This window comes from Cellulomonas sp. Leaf395, assembly GCF_001424125.1.
Taxonomy (GTDB): domain Bacteria; phylum Actinomycetota; class Actinomycetes; order Actinomycetales; family Cellulomonadaceae; genus Cellulomonas.
The window spans coordinates 16,290-31,564 of the sequence record NZ_LMQI01000001.1 but is presented as its reverse complement, the minus strand read 5'-3'; the positions used below and the strand labels follow the sequence as shown (position 1 = coordinate 31,564).

Below are 15,275 nucleotides of genomic sequence, written 5' to 3'. Positions count from 1 at the left end.
AACACGCTCCGTCGAGCCGCAAGGCACGAGGTCCGCCCGGCGCCACGGTGTCGATGACAAACCATGTGTGACGCCTCCCACCGCACCTGACACCGAGCCGCAAGAGCGATGGTCCGGTGGTGGTTCAGGCGTACATCGACTCGATGCGCACTGTGTGGGTCTCACGGACGTGGAGCGCGGACCCGGCCCGGCCGACCGTTCGGCGACCGTCGCCAGAGGGCGCAGGTCAGGAGTAGACCAGGAACAGCAGATCCGGCTGCCTCGTCGAGGCCAGGTCCGACAATCGGCTGGACCCGGCACCGGGAGAGGGCGAGGCTGCGGACCATGACGACGACGCCCGGCGGGCTCGAGCTCCGCACAGCCCGACCGTCCGACCTCGACCAGATCGGGACGCTGCTCGTCGAACGCGGCGAGGAGCCGGATGCGCTGGACCACCGGCTCGTCGTGGAGGGCGAGCTCGGCTGGGACGCGTGCGCCGTCGTGGTGGACGGCGACCGCGTGGTCTCGACCGCGACGCTGCTCGACGAGACGGTCCGGGTCGGCGACGTCGTGCTCCTGGCGGGTCAGGTCGAGCTGGTGGCCACCGACTCCGGGTACGAGGGCCGGGGCCTGGTCCGTGCCCTGATGGGCTGGGCGCACGACCGCTCGCGCGACCGCGGGCACCTGGTCCAGGTCATGATCGGGATCCCGTACTTCTACCGGCTCTTCGGCTACGAGTACGCGATCGACATCCCCCGGGCACGAGCGCTGCGCGAGTCGCCGTCACCCGGGTCCGGGACCGGCGAGCCCGCGTCGGCCCATCGCGACGCGCCGGCCGGATCGGTCCTCCGCGAGGCGACGACGGCCGACATCCCGGCGCTCGTCGCGCTGCAGGAGGCGGCCCAGGCCCCGTACGACGTGGCGATGCCGCACCCGGAGGAGCGCTGGCGCTGGCTGCTCGCGCACGAGGGCAGCACTATGCGGGTCCTCGAGCGCGACGGCATCGTCGTCGCGTCGGCGCGGACGGGACCCCCGGACGAGGGGCTGCTCATCGCGGAGGCGGCCGCGGCGGACACGGCGGCGGCGCACGACCTCCTCGACGCCCTGCGCGGGCTCGGCGAGCCGCTGACGATCGTGCACCGGCCGCTCACCACGCCGGGACGGGCCTGGGCGGACCTCCTCGAGCCGGGCGGGACCGACGCGACGCAGTACTACGCGCGGCTGGAGCGCCCCGAGCTGGCGCTGGACGCGCTGCGCCCGGTGCTCACGGCGCGACTGCGCGCCGCCGGGCTCGGCCGGGACGTCGTGATCTCGACGTTCGGCCGCCACTACCGGCTGCCGTGGACCACGGACGCCGGGCTTGGCCCCGTCGAGGTCGGCGGCCCCATGCAGGCGCCCGGCGTCGCCAAGGGCGCGGGCGTGGCCCCGGACCGCCTTCCGGCGCTGCTCCTCGGTCAGTTCGGCATCCAGGGCCTCGAGCGCCTCTACCCCGACGTCTACGCACCGGACGCCGAGTTCTTCGGTGCCCTGTTCCCGCCGGTCACCGCCGACCTCCTCACCTACTACCTCCCCTGGTGAACCCGGCGGCTACATCGCTACTCGGCGGCAAGGACCACGTCGGGGAGCCGGCCGCGAGAGCCCGCCAGGTGGAGGCGGTGTCATTGGACGAGCACGCTCATCGCGAGGCATTCGGTCAAGGAGTGCGCTCGCAGCCGGGCAATCTGTCCTGCGTCTCGACACCAAGAGGTGCCAGTCTCGTCGCGGCTCCGACGCCGAGCTCGGAAGCGCCCCGTACGGCGGTTCCCGGCCTGGCTGTGGGGTGTCCCCTCGGGTTGGTGAAGAAGGCGGCGCTTCGAGCTCGTGCTGCAGAGGGCGGGGGCTCGAGGCCTGTCTCCGTCGGGCCCGGCCGGGCCTCGCGTACCAGGCGTACGCCAGCTCGGCCGCCTGGTGGTGATCCTCGGGCAGCCCGGATCTCGCGTCGCTCGTCGTGGCGAGCATGTAGTTCGTCGGCGACATCGCTCGCGGTGCGGGGCGTGCTCACGTGCGGGGAGATTGACCGTGATGCCGGCCCGCCGCCGGCGTCCTTGACGCAACCTATCAGTTGCGCTACCGTCCATAGCAACTCAATGGTTGCTAGTGCATGGAGGGCGCGATGGGATTCCCGGATCGGATCGAGCGGACCGTAGAGATCGCTCACCCGCCGGCCAAGGTGTGGGGGGCACTCACGACGGCCGAGGGTCTGGGAGCGTGGTTCGGCGACGAGGCGACGCTCGACCTGCGACCCGGGGGGCCGGGGCGGATGACCTGGACGAGCGGCGAGAGGCAGGACTTCCGAGTCGAACGTGTCGAGGAGCCGAAAGTCTTCGGTTTCACCTGGCAGGTCTTTGGGCTGCCGGGTGACGACCCGCGACGCACCTATGTCGAGTTCACCCTGGTAGCGAACGGAACGGGCACGCGGCTGACGGTGGTCGAGTCCGGTTTCGCCCAGCTACCGGACGGGGCCTACCGGAGGGCGTACGAGGGCAACGTCAAGGGCTGGGCGCTTGAGCTAGGCGAACTGATCGAGTTCCTCGATGCCGCCTGACCAGGAGTCGGTGGCCGAACAGGTCTTCGTCGCACTGGCCGACCCGACCCGGCGCGGCATCTTGGCGACGTTGGCCGCTGCAGGTCCTGCCACGGCGACGGACCTGGCCGATCGCCTCCCGATCACGCGTCAGGCGATCGCCAAGCATCTCGCTCTGTTGGCAGAGGCCGGTCTGGTGACGGCCGAGCCGGGCGAGAGGCGCAGGGTGCGGTATCGGCTGCGGTCCGCGCCGATGCGGGTCGCACAACAGTTCCTGGCGGCGCTCGCCAGCGATTGGGACGGCCGGCTCGAAGCATTGATGGACCACCTCGAGAGCGAGAAGGACAAGGAGTCGTGACATGCGGAAGCTGATCGGCGGAATGAAGCTGTCTCTGGACGGAAAGGTGGCGGGACCTGAAGGGGTTGCTGATTGGGTAGACGGCTGGTCGGAGGACTTCGGCCTCACGCCACAGGTGGACGCGTGCCTGCTTGGAGGGGGCATGTATCCGACCTACGAGCAGTACTGGACCGAGATCCAGAACGAGCCGACCAAGCGCCACCCGCTCAGCGGGGAGGTACCGACCCAGGGCGAGGTCGAGTGGGCGCGCTTCGCTGCGCAGACTCCTCACTACGTGCTGTCTGGCAGCGTGGCCTCGGCGCAATGGACACAGACGAACTTCGTGACGACGCTCGACGAGATCGACTCCCTCAAGCGGCAGTCGGGGAAGGACATCTACCTCGTCGGCGGAGCTCGAACCACGGCGAGCCTGATCGACGCCGGGCTTGTCGACGAGCTCAGACTCCTTGTCTATCCGCTGATCGCAGGTGAAGGGACTGCCCTTTTCGCGACGCCCGTTCGTCGTGGACTCGAGCTGCGGAAGGTCGAACAGCTTGCCGACGGCCGTCTCAGCCTGAGCTACGAGCTTGGCTGAGTCTGGAACAGCTCGCATGGACGACGAATACAACGCCGCGATCATCGAGGAGTTCCGCGCGAGCAACGGTCGCCTCGGCGGGTCGTGGGCCGGCTACGTCGTGATCCTGATCCACCAGATCGGTGCCAGGTCCGCGGTGGAGCGGACCACACCGCTGAGCTGCTTTCCCGTCGACGACGACCGATGGGCGATCGTCGCCTCCAACGGGGGATCGGACAGACACCCGGACTGGTACTACAACCTCAAGGCCAACCCTCTGATCACCGTCGAGCTCGGGGCCGACACCTTCACGGTCCTGGCTGAGGAGCTGCACGGCACCGCACGCGCGACGCTGTGGCCGATGCTGGTCGCGGACGTCCCGAGACTCGGGGACCTGCAGGCAGGGATCGCGCGGCAGATCCCCGTGTTCATCCTGACCCGCCAACACGAGCAGCTCTCGCCGACGCGTCCGGCTCCGCCGACAGCATCTGAAACCTGAGATGGAGTGGCGCGGAGGCGGCGAACACCTTTAAGGAGACGCCAGTCGGCTCGTCGCGTGGGACGCCTCGTCACTGCGGAAGGCCGTGGCACTCATGTGGCCGGCGCACGAGGCGCTCCGAGGGCAGGCGGCGGTCACAGCGTGGTGATCAGCCCTCCGTCGATGACCATGTCGCTCCCCGTGATGTTCGCCGCCCGATCGCTGGCCAGGTAGAGCACCAGGTCGGCGATCTCGGCAGACGTGGTGAACCGGCCGGACGCCGCGGCGGCCTCCTGCTGACGGACGACGTCGGCGGGGTCGGTCCCGGCGGCGCCCCCCACGGTTGCCGCGACGCCGCCCGCGCCGAGCCAGAGGTCGGTCCGCACGGGACCCGGGCTGATCGTGTTGACGCGGATGTCCGGGCCGAGCTCCTTGGACAGCGACTTGCACAGGTTGGTGAGCGCCCCCTTGGCGGCGCTGTAGTCGATGACCCCAGGGTCTGGCAGGAAGGCGTTCACGGAGCTGATGGTGACGATGTTCGCCCCGGGCCGGCCGGACATGGCGGGGATGGCGGCACGCATGGTGCGGACGGCCGCCAGGAAGTTGATGGTCAGCGCCCACTCCCAGTCGTCGTCGGTGAGTGCCACGAAGCCGTCGAGGCGAGGGCGGACGGCGCCGACGTTGTTCACCAGGAGGTCGACGCCACCGAACCGGTCGACCGCGGCGGCGACGAGCTGCGCCGGGCCGTCGGGCGCGGTCAGGTCGACCGACACGGGGTGCACGTCAGCGGTGCGGCTCAGCTCGTCGAGCTCGCTGCTGCCGCGCAGCGCGCCTGCGACGACGGACGCCCCCTCCGCGGTCAGCGCGCGGGTGATGGCCAGTCCGATGCCCTTGCTGGCGCCCGTGACGACGGCCGTCCTCCCCTCCAGGTGGAGATCCACCGTCAGATCCCCTGGTCCTTGAGCCAGGCCAGTGACGCGTCGGCGACGTCGCGCCAGCCGTGGTCGATGGTCAGCGAGTGGCCGCGGTCCGGGAAGTCGAGGAGGTCGGTGGTCGCCTCGCTGTGGCGGTACTGCTTCAGGGTCGCCTTGGTGACCGCCTCCGGGACGGTGTGGTCGCGACCGCCCGAGATCAGCAGCAGCGGCCCGCGGCCCTCGTTGCCGGTGTTCACCTTGGCCGGGGAGTGCGGGTCGAAGTTGGCGGCCGCGGCCTCGAACAACGGCCGGCCGGGGGCGGGGATGGTCCAGCGCTCGTGGAGCGCGTCCGACTCCTCGGCCGGGATCGCGTTCCCGAAGGCGAACCGGAACTGGTCGGCGGTCAGCGAGACGGCGCGGTGCCGGTTGGCGGGATTCTTGAACACCGGCAGGGTCGCCTTGAGGGCCGACAGGGGCAGGGGAAGCACGCCCTTGATCTGGGCAGCGTCGATGGCGACCGCGGCTGCGGCGAGCTCGGCGCCCAGGAGCTTCTGCGCGATCATGCCGCCGAAGGAGTGGCCGACGAGGATCGGCTTGGTGCCGAGCTCGGCGATGACGGACGCGAGGTGCGCGACGACGTCGTCGATGCCGTGGTCGGCGATGGCTTCCGGGTGTGCCCGCGCCTCGTCGACCGAGTCCGGGTCGCCGGGCCAGCCGACGGCGGACGCCTCGTACCCCGCGCTGGAGAAGTGGTCGATCCAGTCGTCCCAGGACCGCGCGTGCAGCCAGAGACCATGGATGAACAGGACGGGCGGGCTCGTGGTCATGGGGGTTCCTCCCTCGCGTCGTAGGTAGACCGATCGATCTACCTACCTGGCGCTTACCGTAGAGCCATCCCTCGGTCCGGGGGAAGGGATCTGAGCGAAGGAGTGGGTGCATGACCGTCCGCCGCATCTCCGAAGCCAGGGAGCGCATCCTGGCGACGGCCGACCGGCTGTTCTACGACGAGGGCATCCACGCGGTCGGCATCCAGCGCATCGTCGAGGAGGCGGCCGTCACGCGCGTGACCCTGTACCGGCACTTCCCGTCCAAGGACGACCTGGTCTCGGCGTACCTGTCGCGTCGAGCTGACCACGACCACGCCCAGGTCGACGGGATCATCGCGGCACACCCGGACGACCCCCGCGCGGCGCTCACCGAGCTGGCGACCGCCCTGACCCGCGACGACTTCGCCGGGATCAGTCGCGGCTGCCCGTTCATCAACGCGTCCGCCGAGTTCACCGGTTCGCACCCTGCCCGGCTGCACGCCGGCGAGATCCGCCGCTGGGTGGTCGAGCGGCTTGAGGAGCTCCTGCGACGGCTCGACCACCGGGACCCCGTCACGGCCGCGCAGCAGCTCATGATGGTCCGCACCGGCGCGGTCGTGTCGGGCGCGCTCGACGTCAACGACCGGCTGAGCGCCGATTTCCTGCAGGCGTGGGAGAAGCTGATCGACGACGGGCTCCCCTCGCACGGCGTAGAGACCACCAGCGGTTTCGCGACGAGCTGGCGGGAGCCGCGGCACTTTGCCTGATGCGGCGCCGCCGAGCATCGGCGGGCTCTGACTAGGTTCGAGCCGGATCCTGGTCCCACCAGTCGAGCGCCCGTGCTCCGATCAGGGTGAGCCACCGCGACGACTCACTCTCGGGGACATCGACGTCGAACCACGTACGGCCGGGCAGGGGAGCGCCCTGCAGCCAGGTGCCGTCCGGCTGGCGCGCGGCGCGCACGACATCGACGGCTTCGGCGAGACGCGGATCGGGAGGCGTCCCGTCGAGCAGCGCGGCGTCGCGGAAGTGATCCAGCGCCATGAGCGCGCTGTACCGGTGCCGGTTCGGGAACACGAAGTGCGCAACGAAGTCACCGACGGGCGAGCCCGTGGTCGCCCGGTACAGCAGGTGCCGGCTGAGCAGGTACTCCTCGCCGGCGTGCCGGACTGAGCGGACGCTGGTGTCGCCTGTGATCCGCTCATAGGCGAGCGTGCCGCGTATTGCGTTGAGGGTCGAGTGGAACGAGGAGCGTGTCGAGCGGCCTTCCTCGGCCTCGCAGTTCCAGCCTCCGTCGGCGAGGCGGTGGGTGGGGAACCATGCGGCAAGAGCTGAGACGTCGGCGCCGAGCCACGCCCCGGTCGCGAGCGTGTAGGAGTTGATGCAGACGTCGACCTCGCCCCCCCAGTACGGCAGGTCGTCGTACTCCCAGCGACTGTTCGCCGCGAGCTTCTCGGCCGTCCCGGTCAGCACGGAGGCGTCGAGGCCCCACTCACGCAGGTCCTTCAGCGCCCAGGTCGTCGCGGTCCACGGCTGGCCCGGCTCATCGGCTTCGGCACTCCCGAAGAATCCGGCGGGGAAGTACGCGCCGCCTGCCCACTGACCGTCCGCGTCCTGCTTCGAGAGCAGCTCGGCGCCGAAGCCCTCCGTAGCGACCCGGGCCCGGGTCGCCTCCCAGGTCTCGGGCGGGGCGCCCGCCAGATCCCGCTCCACCTGCCAGCGGAGGGCGGGATCGGAGTCGAGCAGCCAGGTGAGCAGGCGCTGGTCCGTTGCCATCGCTCCACGCTAGCTGCGACCTCACGAGGACGTCGACGCTCAGAGTGACGGCCTGGCCACGACCACACTGGCCGGCGAGCAACTCGGTGCGTCGGTCGCGCCCGGCCTCCTCGGGCGGCTCAGGCGACAGGGGCAGGCAGCCGGGCGATCTCGAGGTAGAAGCCGGTGATGTGTTGCACTGCGGCGGTGAACTGGTCCCAGTCGATCGGTTTGGGGACGTACGCGTTCGCGTGCGCGGAGTACATGCGCACGATGTCTTCTTCGGCGTCCGACGTGGTGAGTACGACCACCGGAATCGAGGCCAGCTCGGGGTCCGCCTTGATCCTCTCCAGGACCTCACGACCGTTGACCTTCGGCAGGTTCAGGTCGAGAAGGATCAGCGATGGGCGGCTCGCCAAGGAGTGAGGGCCTTGCCGGTAGAGGTAGTCGAGCGCTTCCTCGCCGTCGTCGACGGTGGCGAGTGCTGCCCCGAGCCCGTGGTGCTCGAAGACTTCACGGACCAGCATCTGGTCGCCCGGGTCATCTTCGACGAGCAGGACTGAGCTGGCGGGCATGGGGTGCATGGACACCATGATGAGGCTCCGTGGAGGGGGTCGCTCAGGACGTAAGGCCCCTCTCGGGTCAAAGAGACTGGCGGCCCGCACATTTGAGCGCGCAGTGAGGCGACTCCTCACCGTCGTCGACGGCCCTCCGTGCCCGGTAGCGGCGCCGCACGGCTGCTGCGACCATGGCCAGGAGGCCGCGGTCCAGAAGGAAGGCCCAGAGATGCGCCGCACCGGAGCTCTTCTCGTCCTGCTCGTCCTGCTCACCGGGTGCGTGCGCCCCGAGGTCGAGCCGACGTCGGGACCGACGGAGCCGGCGACCACCGCACCGACGGCCGAGCCGACACAGAGCCCGGAGCCGACCGCGGCACCGTCGAACACGTGGGTCTACTACCTGCTCGACACCCGTGCCGGACTCAGGCTGGCCCGAGAGGCGGCCGACGTCGACCCGGACGACGCCGTCCGGCTCGCGGTGGAGCGGATGATCGCCGGGCCCAGCGACCCTGACTACTCCACACCGTGGAACCCGTCCACCACCGTGCTCGGCATCGACATCGCCGGAGGCGCACTGTCGGTCGACCTCAGCGACGATGCCCGCACCGCGAGCATCGGCTCGGCGGGGGCGGCGCTGATGATCCAGCAGCTCGTGTACACCGCGACCGACGCCGCGGGCGACGAGGCCATGCCAGTGATGCTGACGATCGAGGGTGAGCCGGCCGGTGAGCTCTGGGGAGCCGTGGTGTGGGACGAGCCGGTCACCCGCGAGGACCCCCTGGACGTGCGTCTCCTGGTGCAGGTCGACGAGCCGCAGGAGGGTGCGACGGTGACGTCGCCCGCGACGGTCAGCGGGGATGCCGCGGTGTTCGAGGCGAACCTGCTCTGGTCGGTGCTCGACGCCGCAGGTACCGAGGTGCAGGCGGGCTTCACAACGACGGCTGAGGGTCAGGTCTTCGCGCCGTACGAGTTCGTGCTCGAGCTGGAGCCTGGTGAGTACACCGTCGTCATCAGCGAGTCGGACCCATCGGACGGCGAGGCGGGCACTCCGATGAGCGACAGCAAGTCCATCACGGTGTCCTGAACGCCTCCAGCCTCCCGGAGACTTCGGCGCCGCTGTGGTCCTCTGCTCAGGCTCAGCCGGGCCCGGCAGGATGGGCGAGATCGTAGGCCCGGGAGATCCTCTGCGGGACGACCATGCGCCAGGCGTCGACGACGAGCTCGCGCGCCTCGGGCCGATCAAGGGCAGCGAGGTCGGCGTGCACCCAGTTGAACCGCAGGTCGGACTCGCTTGGCAGCTGGAACCTGATCGGGTCGCTCGCCACGAGCGCTGCGCGCTCCTCCCTGGGGAAAGCGAAGCCCATGACTCGCTCGTCGAGGGAGAACGCGACATAGACGATCTGCTTGACGCGGAACTTCAACCGGCCGCGCACGTAGACCGGATATGACCGCTCCAGCTCGGTGCCCAGCGATCGGACATCCTCGAGGACCGCCATGGCCTCATGTTCACACACCGCTCAAAGACGCAGGCCCGCGGGTGGCTCCGTCGGCAACCCTGCCGTCGACGGCGGTGCGGAATCGTGGTGAGTGTCGGATCGGTGTGGTGCTGGTCGTGGACGCGATGATGCGGTCACCGCTCAGATCGGGGAGGCGATGACGATCCAACCCACGCTCTTCCTGACAGTAGGACTGCCAGGAACCGGGAAGACCACAGAAGCGCGGCGCATCGAGGTCGAGCAGGACGCGCTTCGTCTGACGAAGGACGAGTGGATCAAGGCCCTCTACGGGCTTGCGAACCCGTCGTCCGCCTCGGATGTGATCGAAGGACGGCTCATCGCGATCGCGCTGCGCGCACTCGAGCTGGGCGTCAGCGTCGTTCTCGACTTCGGGCTGTGGGGCCGGGATGAGCGATCTGCGCTTCGGCAGGCAGCAGCGGATGTCGGTGCGCGAGTGGAGATGCGCTACTTCACACTCACGGCGGAGGAGCAGCGCAGACGACTGGACCGGCGCTCTGCCGAGGCCGCGGACACGACGTGGAGCATGACCGACGACGAGCTCGCGGCGTACGCAGCCACCTTCACCATCCCGACCCCGGGCGAGCTCGACGGTAGCGAACCGGTGGACACGGCACCGGCGGACTATGCCACCTGGGACGAGTGGCGCCGGGAACGCTGGCCTCCCTCGGTCTCCTAGCGTCTCGACATCTACTGTGCGCAACCCCCTGCTGTCGAGATGGAAGACGACGTCCGGATGGCGCAGCACGTCCCGGCTACGGTGGCAGGCGTGACGACGCCCGACCTGCTGCGCCACCGCCTCCACGACGCAGGCCTGACCGACGTGACGCGCGTCGAGGAGCTGCACGGCGGAGTCGTGCACGCGGCCGGTCTGGCGCACAGCACGTCGGCGCCTCCCGTGTTCGCCAAGACAGCCGTGCAGAGCCGTCAGGACGACATGTTCGCGGCCGAGGCGGACGGCCTGCAGTCGCTGCGGGAGCTCGGCGGCATCCGGACGCCCGACGTGCACCTGGTCACGCCTGACCTGTTGGTCCTCGAGGCGATGGCGCCGCGCACCGACACCCCCGACTTCTGGGAGCGGCTCGCGCACGACGTCGCCCACCTGCACACGTCGACCGCCGGCCCCGGGTTCGGGTGGCACCGCACGACGTGGCTCGGCCTGGAGCCGCAGGACAACACGTGGGAGGACGACGGGTTCGAGTTCTTCGCGCGCCGTCGCCTGCTGCGTTGGCTGCCCGAGCCGCGCGTGCGTGGTGCGTTCGACGAGGCTGACCGGGATGCCCTTGAGCACCTGTGCGCCCGGCTGCCGGAGCTCCTGCCGGACCGTCCGGCGTGCCTGACGCACGGCGACCTCTGGTCCTCGAACGTGGTCGCGACGACGGACGGTGACCCGGTGCTCGTCGACCCTGCCGTGTCCCGGACGTGGGCGGAGGTCGACGTGGCGATGCTCTGGTGCGAGCCGCGGCCACCGGAGTCGGACCGGTTCTTCGACGTGTACGCCGAGGTCACGGGCCTCGACGGGGGGTGGCGCGAGCGGATGCCGCTGCTCTATCTCCGGCAGAACCTGGCGGTTGTCGCGCAGTTCGAGCCCGACTGGGGGCACGCGGAGATGGCGCGCGCGATTCTGGCGCCGTTCCGGCGGCGATCGACCGCCCCGGGCGCGTAGACGCCTGCTCACCGCAGTCGTGCGGCCGGTGACGACGGTGCCGCCGGCGCCCCTACCGTGAGTTCGTGATCGACCGTGGCGACCTCATGACTGGACCGCGTGGGCGACGTCTGTGCCTGGAGACAGCAGCGTCCTTCGCGCGTGCGACGCCCACGCCGGAAGGAGACGAGTACCTCCGCGCGGCCTTCTTCTCGGCGCACCAGCTCGATCCGGGTGCGGGCACCGCTCGGGTGATGCTGCGCGCGTCAGCCGACGAACCGGACGAGGTTGATCCGAGCCCCACGCCCGCGGACGTCGCACGCCTCCTGAATGGGATGCCCCTGGACGGGCTCGACCCCGACGTCCTGCTCGTCGCGTTGAGGGCAGCGGTCGACAACGCGCGCTACTGGCAGGAGCCCGACGGTGAGGACGTGCTCGCCGCGACCCCAGAGGTGCGGACCTCGCTCGCGCGGGTCGCCGCCTCCATCGCGGCTTCCGGTCTGGCCGGGTGGTGGGCGACACCGATCGAGTGGACGTCGCAGCTGAGTGTGGTCTTCGACGACCCGGCCTCGAGGACGCCCATTGCCCAGGCTGCGACCCGGACCCTGTCTCGCTGGCGAGACGGTGCCGTCGAGGAGGAAGCCCGTGCGCTGCGGGAACGACCCGCTGATCCCCGCGCTGCCTGGAGCGGAACGTGGTGGTCAACGCCACCGCGCGACCTGACGCGAACCACGCGCCGCCTCGGCGCGCACGGGCCTGTCGGCCTCTGGCTGGTCGAGGACGCCTACGACTGGGAGCGGGCGACGGTGCGATCGATCGACGTCCCGGGTGGGGCGAGCGTCTACGAGGTGGACGGGCCCGAGGCGTGGTCCGAGCTGTGCCGCCGGTTCCCGCTCGAGGTCACCGCGTCACGGCGTCACGACTGGTTCCGCACCACCGGTGCTGCCGACCGTTGGGTGATCCCTGACTGGGTACGCGTGGCCGAGGAGTTCGACGCCGTCCATGTGACCACGGCCGGCTACCTCACGACTGCCGGTCGACCAGTTGCAGTCGTCGAAGGAGACATCAGCTCCGTCCTGGCCGGCTGGAACCCGGACGAGACCTACTGGCTCACCGACCCACCACCCGCGACCGAGCCGCACCAGCGATGGCACCGCCTCGACGACACGTGGCAGGTAGACCCGTCCTGATCGCGCCGGCGGTGGCGCTGCCGCGCTGCGTCAGACGGGAGTTTCGGCGGCGGCGTCGCCCACCGCCGCGGCGCGTCGCTCGCGCCGGCGGTCGAGCGAGCGCATGACCGGGGTCGCCGCCACCCCGTGGATCAGCACCGACCCGACGACCGCGAGGCCGACGATCGCCCAGAGCCGGTCGGCGTCCGCGAAATCGCCCTCCTGGACGGCGTAGGCGATATAGAACAGCGACCCGACTCCTCGCACGCCGAAGAACGAGATCACCGCACGCTCACGCGGCCCGGTCCGGCCCCCGCGCAGCGCGACCCATCCAGCGAGCGGTCTGACCACCAGCAGGAAGGCCAGAACGACTCCCACCTCTGCCCAGCCGAGCTCGGTGAACGCCCCGCGCGCGACCGCCCCGCCTACCAGCACGATCACCGCCACGGTGAGCAGCCGCTCGATCTGCTCGACGAAGGAGTGCAGCACCTTGTGGTACTCGTGCTCGCGCTCGGTCCCGCGCAGGGCAACCGCGCAGACGAAGACCGCGACGAACCCGTACCCCTCCGCGACCTCGGCCAGGCCGTAGGCGAGGAAGGTCGCCGCGAGCGCCACGAAGCCTTGCGTGTGCTCGGTGATCCGCAGCCGCTCTGCGAAGGAGGAGAAGAACAGCCGGCCGAGCAGCCAACCCACGAGGAACCCGATGGCGACTCCCACGCTCAGTCGCCACACGACGTCCAGCAGCACCCAGCGGCCGAGCCAGCCCCCGGGCGCCAACCCCGAGAGGCTGACGGCGATCGCGGCATAGGTGAAGGGGAAGGCGAGGCCGTCGTTGAGGCCCGCCTCCGAGGTCAGGGCGAAGCGGGCCTCGTCATCCTGCGTCCCAGGCTCGTCGACGGGTTCGCTCACCTGGACCTCGGTCGCCAGTACCGGGTCGGTCGGGGCGAGCGCCGCGGCGAGCAGCATGGCGCTCGCGGCACCGAGGCCGAGAGCCGTCCACCCCATCACCCCGACCGCGATCATGGACAGCGGCATGGTGATCGCCAGCAGCCGCCAGGTGGAGCCCCAGGTGCGCCACGCGAACGGGCGGTTGATCGCGAGGCCAGCGCCCATCAGGGAGACGATCACACAGATCTCTGTCAGGTGGAGCGCGATCTCGGGATGGGCGGTCGGGCTCGGGTCGGGGAGCTGGGGGAGCAGCAAGAAGCCCAGAGCGCCCGTCGCGAGGAACACGGCCGGCATCGAGATCGGCGCACGGCGCAGCAAGCGCGGGAGCACGGCCGCAGCCAACGTGGCCAGGCCGACCGCCAGGAAGATCGCGGCTGGGCCGTCGACAGCAAGCACGAGCACACCGTACGGGCGAGCCGACGGTCGGGCCCGATGAGCGCCCCCCGGCGCGGTGGACGCTCCCTTGTCTCTTCTGCCGGCTCAGGTCACGCCTGGTCGTAGTCCTCGTCGGTCACGTGCTCGAGCCACGTGACCACCTGGCCGTGCTCGTCGGCCTCGTGGAGGGCGACGTGCGCCATGAACCGGCCGGGGGTGGCCCCGTGCCAGTGCTCCTCGTCGGGCTCGATGTAGACGACGTCGCCGGGGCGGATCTCCTGGACCTCGCCGCCGCGGGTGGCGACGTAACCGATGCCGTCGGTGACGTAGAGGGTCTGCCCCCGAGGGTGCCGGTGCCACGCGGTGCGTGCGCCCGGCGCGAACCGCACGTGGGCGCAGCCGATGGCGGACCGGTCGTCGGGGGTGCGGATGCCGTCGATGTGCACGGTGCCGGTGAACCAGTCCTCGGGTCCGGCGGCCGTCTCGCCGCCGCTTCTCGTGAGCTCCATCGCGGTCGTCCTCCTGGGAATCGGGTGGGGTCGGTGCGGTCTCAGCCGTCGGCGCGCGCGATGCTCACCGTGACGTCCTGCGGGCCCTCGGCGAGCAGCTCGGTGCCGCTGATGTCGAAGCTGCCGAGGCGGGCGATCCCATTCCAGTACCCGACGTCGCCGTAGTACAGGACCAGGACCGAGGACGGCGCGTACAAGCCGATCTCGCCCGGGTTCGGGTCGTCGCCGGCGGGCATGCCGGCCATGGTGAGGGGCGGGTCGAGGCGCGCCGTCTTCTCGACGGCGTTGTAGTCGCCGAACGTCAGGGTCAGTGGCAGGCGCGCGGCCAGGTCGCGTGCGGCCGGGTTGTCCCAGAGCCGGCCCTGCAGCGTGGTGCTCCCGATCGAGACGAGGACGGCCGTCTCCCCGGTCGGTGCGGCCGGTCCTGGCGTGCCGCTCGGTGAGGGCGCGACGGTCGGGGTCTGCTCGGCGGGCGGTGGGGTCATGGTCGGCGGTCCTGTCGGATCAGGTGCGGCGGTGCATGCGGTGAGGGCGAGGGTCAGGGCGAGACCGACGAGGCCGTGGTGTGTCGTCGCTGTCATGCGGCGCCCGTCATCCGGATCACCCGGGCGGGGACGCCGGCCACGATGGCGTTCGCGGGCACGTCCTTGGTGACGACGGCACCCGCGCCGACGACCGCCCCGTCGCCGATCGTCACGCCTGGGACGACCGTGACACCCGCGCCGAGCCACACCTTGCGGCCGATGACGACCGGTGCGGGGACCATGTCGGCACGACGGGCGGGGTCGATCGCGTGGTTCAGGGTGACCACGGTGCTGCCGTGGCCGATGAGCGTGCCGTCCCCGATGGTGATGCCGCCGGCGTCCTGGAACGTGCAGCCCATGTTGATGAAGACGTCGTCGCCGAGCGTGAGGTTCTTGCCGAACTCGCAGTGGAACGGCGGGAAGAGCGTGACCGACTCCGGCACCGTGCGACCCGTCAGCCGTGACAGCAGGTCCCTGACCTCGCCGGGCGTGCGGTAGCCGCTGTTCAGCTCGGCCGAGACCCGCAGCGCGTCCTGGGCGGACTCGATCAGGAAGGCGTGCTCCGCGGAGCCGCCCTCGATGACGGCTCCGGTCCGCACGCGGTCGAGGAAGTCGTCGAGGTTCATCT

Annotated in this window: 19 protein-coding genes; 10 read left to right on the top strand and 9 right to left on the bottom strand. The window is 70.6% G+C overall.

The features are described 5' to 3' along the window. Positions 1-324: 324 nt before the first annotated feature. The 5 genes from ASG23_RS00190 to ASG23_RS00170 all read left to right on the top strand — a co-directional run bounded on the left by ASG23_RS00190 (position 325) and on the right by ASG23_RS00170 (position 3,952). Positions 325-1,557: a GNAT family N-acetyltransferase gene (locus tag ASG23_RS00190; RefSeq protein WP_056018440.1), complete on the top strand. Its 1,233-nt coding sequence runs from the start codon at positions 325-327 to the stop codon at positions 1,555-1,557. Positions 1,558-2,131: 574 nt separating this feature from the next. Continuing rightward, on the top strand, positions 2,132-2,563 hold the full coding sequence (locus ASG23_RS00185) for an SRPBCC domain-containing protein (RefSeq protein ID WP_056020488.1): 432 nt from the start codon (positions 2,132-2,134) through the stop codon (positions 2,561-2,563). Beyond that, entirely contained in the window at positions 2,553-2,900 is a 348-nt protein-coding gene (locus tag ASG23_RS00180; protein ID WP_056018437.1) for an ArsR/SmtB family transcription factor, read from the top strand. Before ASG23_RS00185 ends, ASG23_RS00180 begins: the two co-directional genes overlap by 11 nt. A 1-nt stretch (position 2,901) precedes the next feature. Next, positions 2,902-3,474, top strand: coding sequence for a dihydrofolate reductase family protein (locus ASG23_RS00175; RefSeq protein ID WP_056018434.1), 573 nt, complete (start codon positions 2,902-2,904; stop codon positions 3,472-3,474). A gap of 16 nt (positions 3,475-3,490) precedes the next feature. Next, the gene (locus ASG23_RS00170; RefSeq protein WP_056018432.1) at positions 3,491-3,952 is read left to right on the top strand and encodes a nitroreductase family deazaflavin-dependent oxidoreductase; all 462 of its coding nucleotides are present in this window, start codon (positions 3,491-3,493) and stop codon (positions 3,950-3,952) included. 134 nt (positions 3,953-4,086) lie between these two features. On the opposite strand, the gene ASG23_RS00165 is transcribed toward ASG23_RS00170, so the two are convergent. Both ASG23_RS00165 and ASG23_RS00160 read right to left on the bottom strand, forming a co-directional pair. Further along, positions 4,087-4,872: an SDR family NAD(P)-dependent oxidoreductase gene (locus ASG23_RS00165; RefSeq protein WP_056018428.1), complete on the bottom strand. Its 786-nt coding sequence runs from the start codon at positions 4,870-4,872 to the stop codon at positions 4,087-4,089. A gap of 2 nt (positions 4,873-4,874) precedes the next feature. Next, positions 4,875-5,672: an alpha/beta hydrolase gene (locus ASG23_RS00160; protein WP_056018424.1), complete on the bottom strand. Its 798-nt coding sequence runs from the start codon at positions 5,670-5,672 to the stop codon at positions 4,875-4,877. Between the two features lie 110 nt (positions 5,673-5,782). On the opposite strand from ASG23_RS00160, the gene ASG23_RS00155 reads away from it, so the two are divergent. Then, a complete protein-coding gene (locus ASG23_RS00155) occupies positions 5,783-6,418 on the top strand; it encodes a TetR/AcrR family transcriptional regulator (protein WP_056018422.1) in 636 nt (211 codons plus the stop codon). Between the two features lie 31 nt (positions 6,419-6,449). Here the strand turns inward: ASG23_RS00155 and ASG23_RS00150 are convergent, their stop codons facing one another. Continuing rightward, on the bottom strand, positions 6,450-7,427 hold the full coding sequence (locus tag ASG23_RS00150; RefSeq protein WP_056018418.1) for a hypothetical protein: 978 nt from the start codon (positions 7,425-7,427) through the stop codon (positions 6,450-6,452). A gap of 119 nt (positions 7,428-7,546) precedes the next feature. After that, positions 7,547-7,990, bottom strand: a complete 444-nt coding sequence (locus ASG23_RS00145) for a response regulator (RefSeq protein ID WP_056020485.1) — start codon at positions 7,988-7,990, stop codon at positions 7,547-7,549. A gap of 202 nt (positions 7,991-8,192) precedes the next feature. Here ASG23_RS00145 and ASG23_RS00140 point away from each other — a divergent pair, with 202 nt between their 5' ends. Beyond that, positions 8,193-9,047: a Gmad2 immunoglobulin-like domain-containing protein gene (locus tag ASG23_RS00140; protein WP_056018415.1), complete on the top strand. Its 855-nt coding sequence runs from the start codon at positions 8,193-8,195 to the stop codon at positions 9,045-9,047. A 52-nt stretch (positions 9,048-9,099) separates the two neighbouring features. Here the strand turns inward: ASG23_RS00140 and ASG23_RS00135 are convergent, their stop codons facing one another. After that, positions 9,100-9,459 (bottom strand): MmcQ/YjbR family DNA-binding protein, encoded by a 360-nt coding sequence (locus ASG23_RS00135; RefSeq protein ID WP_056018411.1) that lies wholly within the window; start codon positions 9,457-9,459, stop codon positions 9,100-9,102. A gap of 157 nt (positions 9,460-9,616) precedes the next feature. On the opposite strand from ASG23_RS00135, the gene ASG23_RS00130 reads away from it, so the two are divergent. The 3 genes from ASG23_RS00130 to ASG23_RS00120 all read left to right on the top strand — a co-directional run bounded on the left by ASG23_RS00130 (position 9,617) and on the right by ASG23_RS00120 (position 12,312). Beyond that, positions 9,617-10,156, top strand: coding sequence for an AAA family ATPase (locus tag ASG23_RS00130; protein ID WP_056018408.1), 540 nt, complete (start codon positions 9,617-9,619; stop codon positions 10,154-10,156). A gap of 90 nt (positions 10,157-10,246) precedes the next feature. Continuing rightward, positions 10,247-11,143 (top strand): fructosamine kinase family protein, encoded by an 897-nt coding sequence (locus tag ASG23_RS00125; RefSeq protein ID WP_235520759.1) that lies wholly within the window; start codon positions 10,247-10,249, stop codon positions 11,141-11,143. A gap of 65 nt (positions 11,144-11,208) precedes the next feature. Beyond that, complete coding sequence (locus ASG23_RS00120) at positions 11,209-12,312, top strand: hypothetical protein (protein WP_056018403.1); 1,104 nt, start codon at positions 11,209-11,211, stop codon at positions 12,310-12,312. A gap of 30 nt (positions 12,313-12,342) precedes the next feature. Here ASG23_RS00120 and ASG23_RS00115 read toward each other — a convergent pair whose 3' ends face one another. From ASG23_RS00115 to ASG23_RS00100, 4 genes are all read right to left on the bottom strand, one after another. Continuing rightward, positions 12,343-13,635 (bottom strand): cation:proton antiporter, encoded by a 1,293-nt coding sequence (locus ASG23_RS00115; protein WP_056020478.1) that lies wholly within the window; start codon positions 13,633-13,635, stop codon positions 12,343-12,345. An 89-nt stretch (positions 13,636-13,724) separates the two neighbouring features. Further along, positions 13,725-14,123, bottom strand: coding sequence for a (R)-mandelonitrile lyase (locus ASG23_RS00110; protein WP_056018400.1), 399 nt, complete (start codon positions 14,121-14,123; stop codon positions 13,725-13,727). Between the two features lie 41 nt (positions 14,124-14,164). Further along, positions 14,165-14,608 (bottom strand): cyclophilin-like fold protein, encoded by a 444-nt coding sequence (locus ASG23_RS00105; RefSeq protein WP_157465453.1) that lies wholly within the window; start codon positions 14,606-14,608, stop codon positions 14,165-14,167. A 92-nt stretch (positions 14,609-14,700) separates the two neighbouring features. Beyond that, on the bottom strand, positions 14,701-15,273 hold the full coding sequence (locus ASG23_RS00100) for a DapH/DapD/GlmU-related protein (protein WP_056018395.1): 573 nt from the start codon (positions 15,271-15,273) through the stop codon (positions 14,701-14,703). Positions 15,274-15,275: the final 2 nt, after the last annotated feature.

Excerpts from the sequence above, each read along its gene's own strand:
- ASG23_RS00175 (WP_056018434.1), top strand. The coding sequence starts at position 2,902 with ATGCGGAAGCTGATCGGCGGAATGAAGCTGTCTCTGGACGGAAAGGTG.
- ASG23_RS00190 (WP_056018440.1), top strand. The coding sequence starts at position 325 with ATGACGACGACGCCCGGCGGGCTCGAGCTCCGCACAGCCCGACCGTCC.
- ASG23_RS00130 (WP_056018408.1), top strand. The coding sequence starts at position 9,617 with ATGACGATCCAACCCACGCTCTTCCTGACAGTAGGACTGCCAGGAACC.
- ASG23_RS00105 (WP_157465453.1), bottom strand. The coding sequence starts at position 14,608 with ATGACCCCACCGCCCGCCGAGCAGACCCCGACCGTCGCGCCCTCACCG.
- ASG23_RS00155 (WP_056018422.1), top strand. The coding sequence starts at position 5,783 with ATGACCGTCCGCCGCATCTCCGAAGCCAGGGAGCGCATCCTGGCGACG.
- ASG23_RS00170 (WP_056018432.1), top strand. The coding sequence starts at position 3,491 with ATGGACGACGAATACAACGCCGCGATCATCGAGGAGTTCCGCGCGAGC.
- ASG23_RS00160 (WP_056018424.1), bottom strand. The coding sequence starts at position 5,672 with ATGACCACGAGCCCGCCCGTCCTGTTCATCCATGGTCTCTGGCTGCAC.
- ASG23_RS00140 (WP_056018415.1), top strand. The coding sequence starts at position 8,193 with ATGCGCCGCACCGGAGCTCTTCTCGTCCTGCTCGTCCTGCTCACCGGG.
- ASG23_RS00180 (WP_056018437.1), top strand. The coding sequence starts at position 2,553 with ATGCCGCCTGACCAGGAGTCGGTGGCCGAACAGGTCTTCGTCGCACTG.
- ASG23_RS00145 (WP_056020485.1), bottom strand. The coding sequence starts at position 7,990 with ATGCACCCCATGCCCGCCAGCTCAGTCCTGCTCGTCGAAGATGACCCG.
- ASG23_RS00150 (WP_056018418.1), bottom strand. The coding sequence starts at position 7,427 with ATGGCAACGGACCAGCGCCTGCTCACCTGGCTGCTCGACTCCGATCCC.
- ASG23_RS00110 (WP_056018400.1), bottom strand. The coding sequence starts at position 14,123 with ATGGAGCTCACGAGAAGCGGCGGCGAGACGGCCGCCGGACCCGAGGAC.
- ASG23_RS00100 (WP_056018395.1), bottom strand. The coding sequence starts at position 15,273 with ATGAACCTCGACGACTTCCTCGACCGCGTGCGGACCGGAGCCGTCATC.
- ASG23_RS00185 (WP_056020488.1), top strand. The coding sequence starts at position 2,132 with ATGGGATTCCCGGATCGGATCGAGCGGACCGTAGAGATCGCTCACCCG.
- ASG23_RS00135 (WP_056018411.1), bottom strand. The coding sequence starts at position 9,459 with ATGGCGGTCCTCGAGGATGTCCGATCGCTGGGCACCGAGCTGGAGCGG.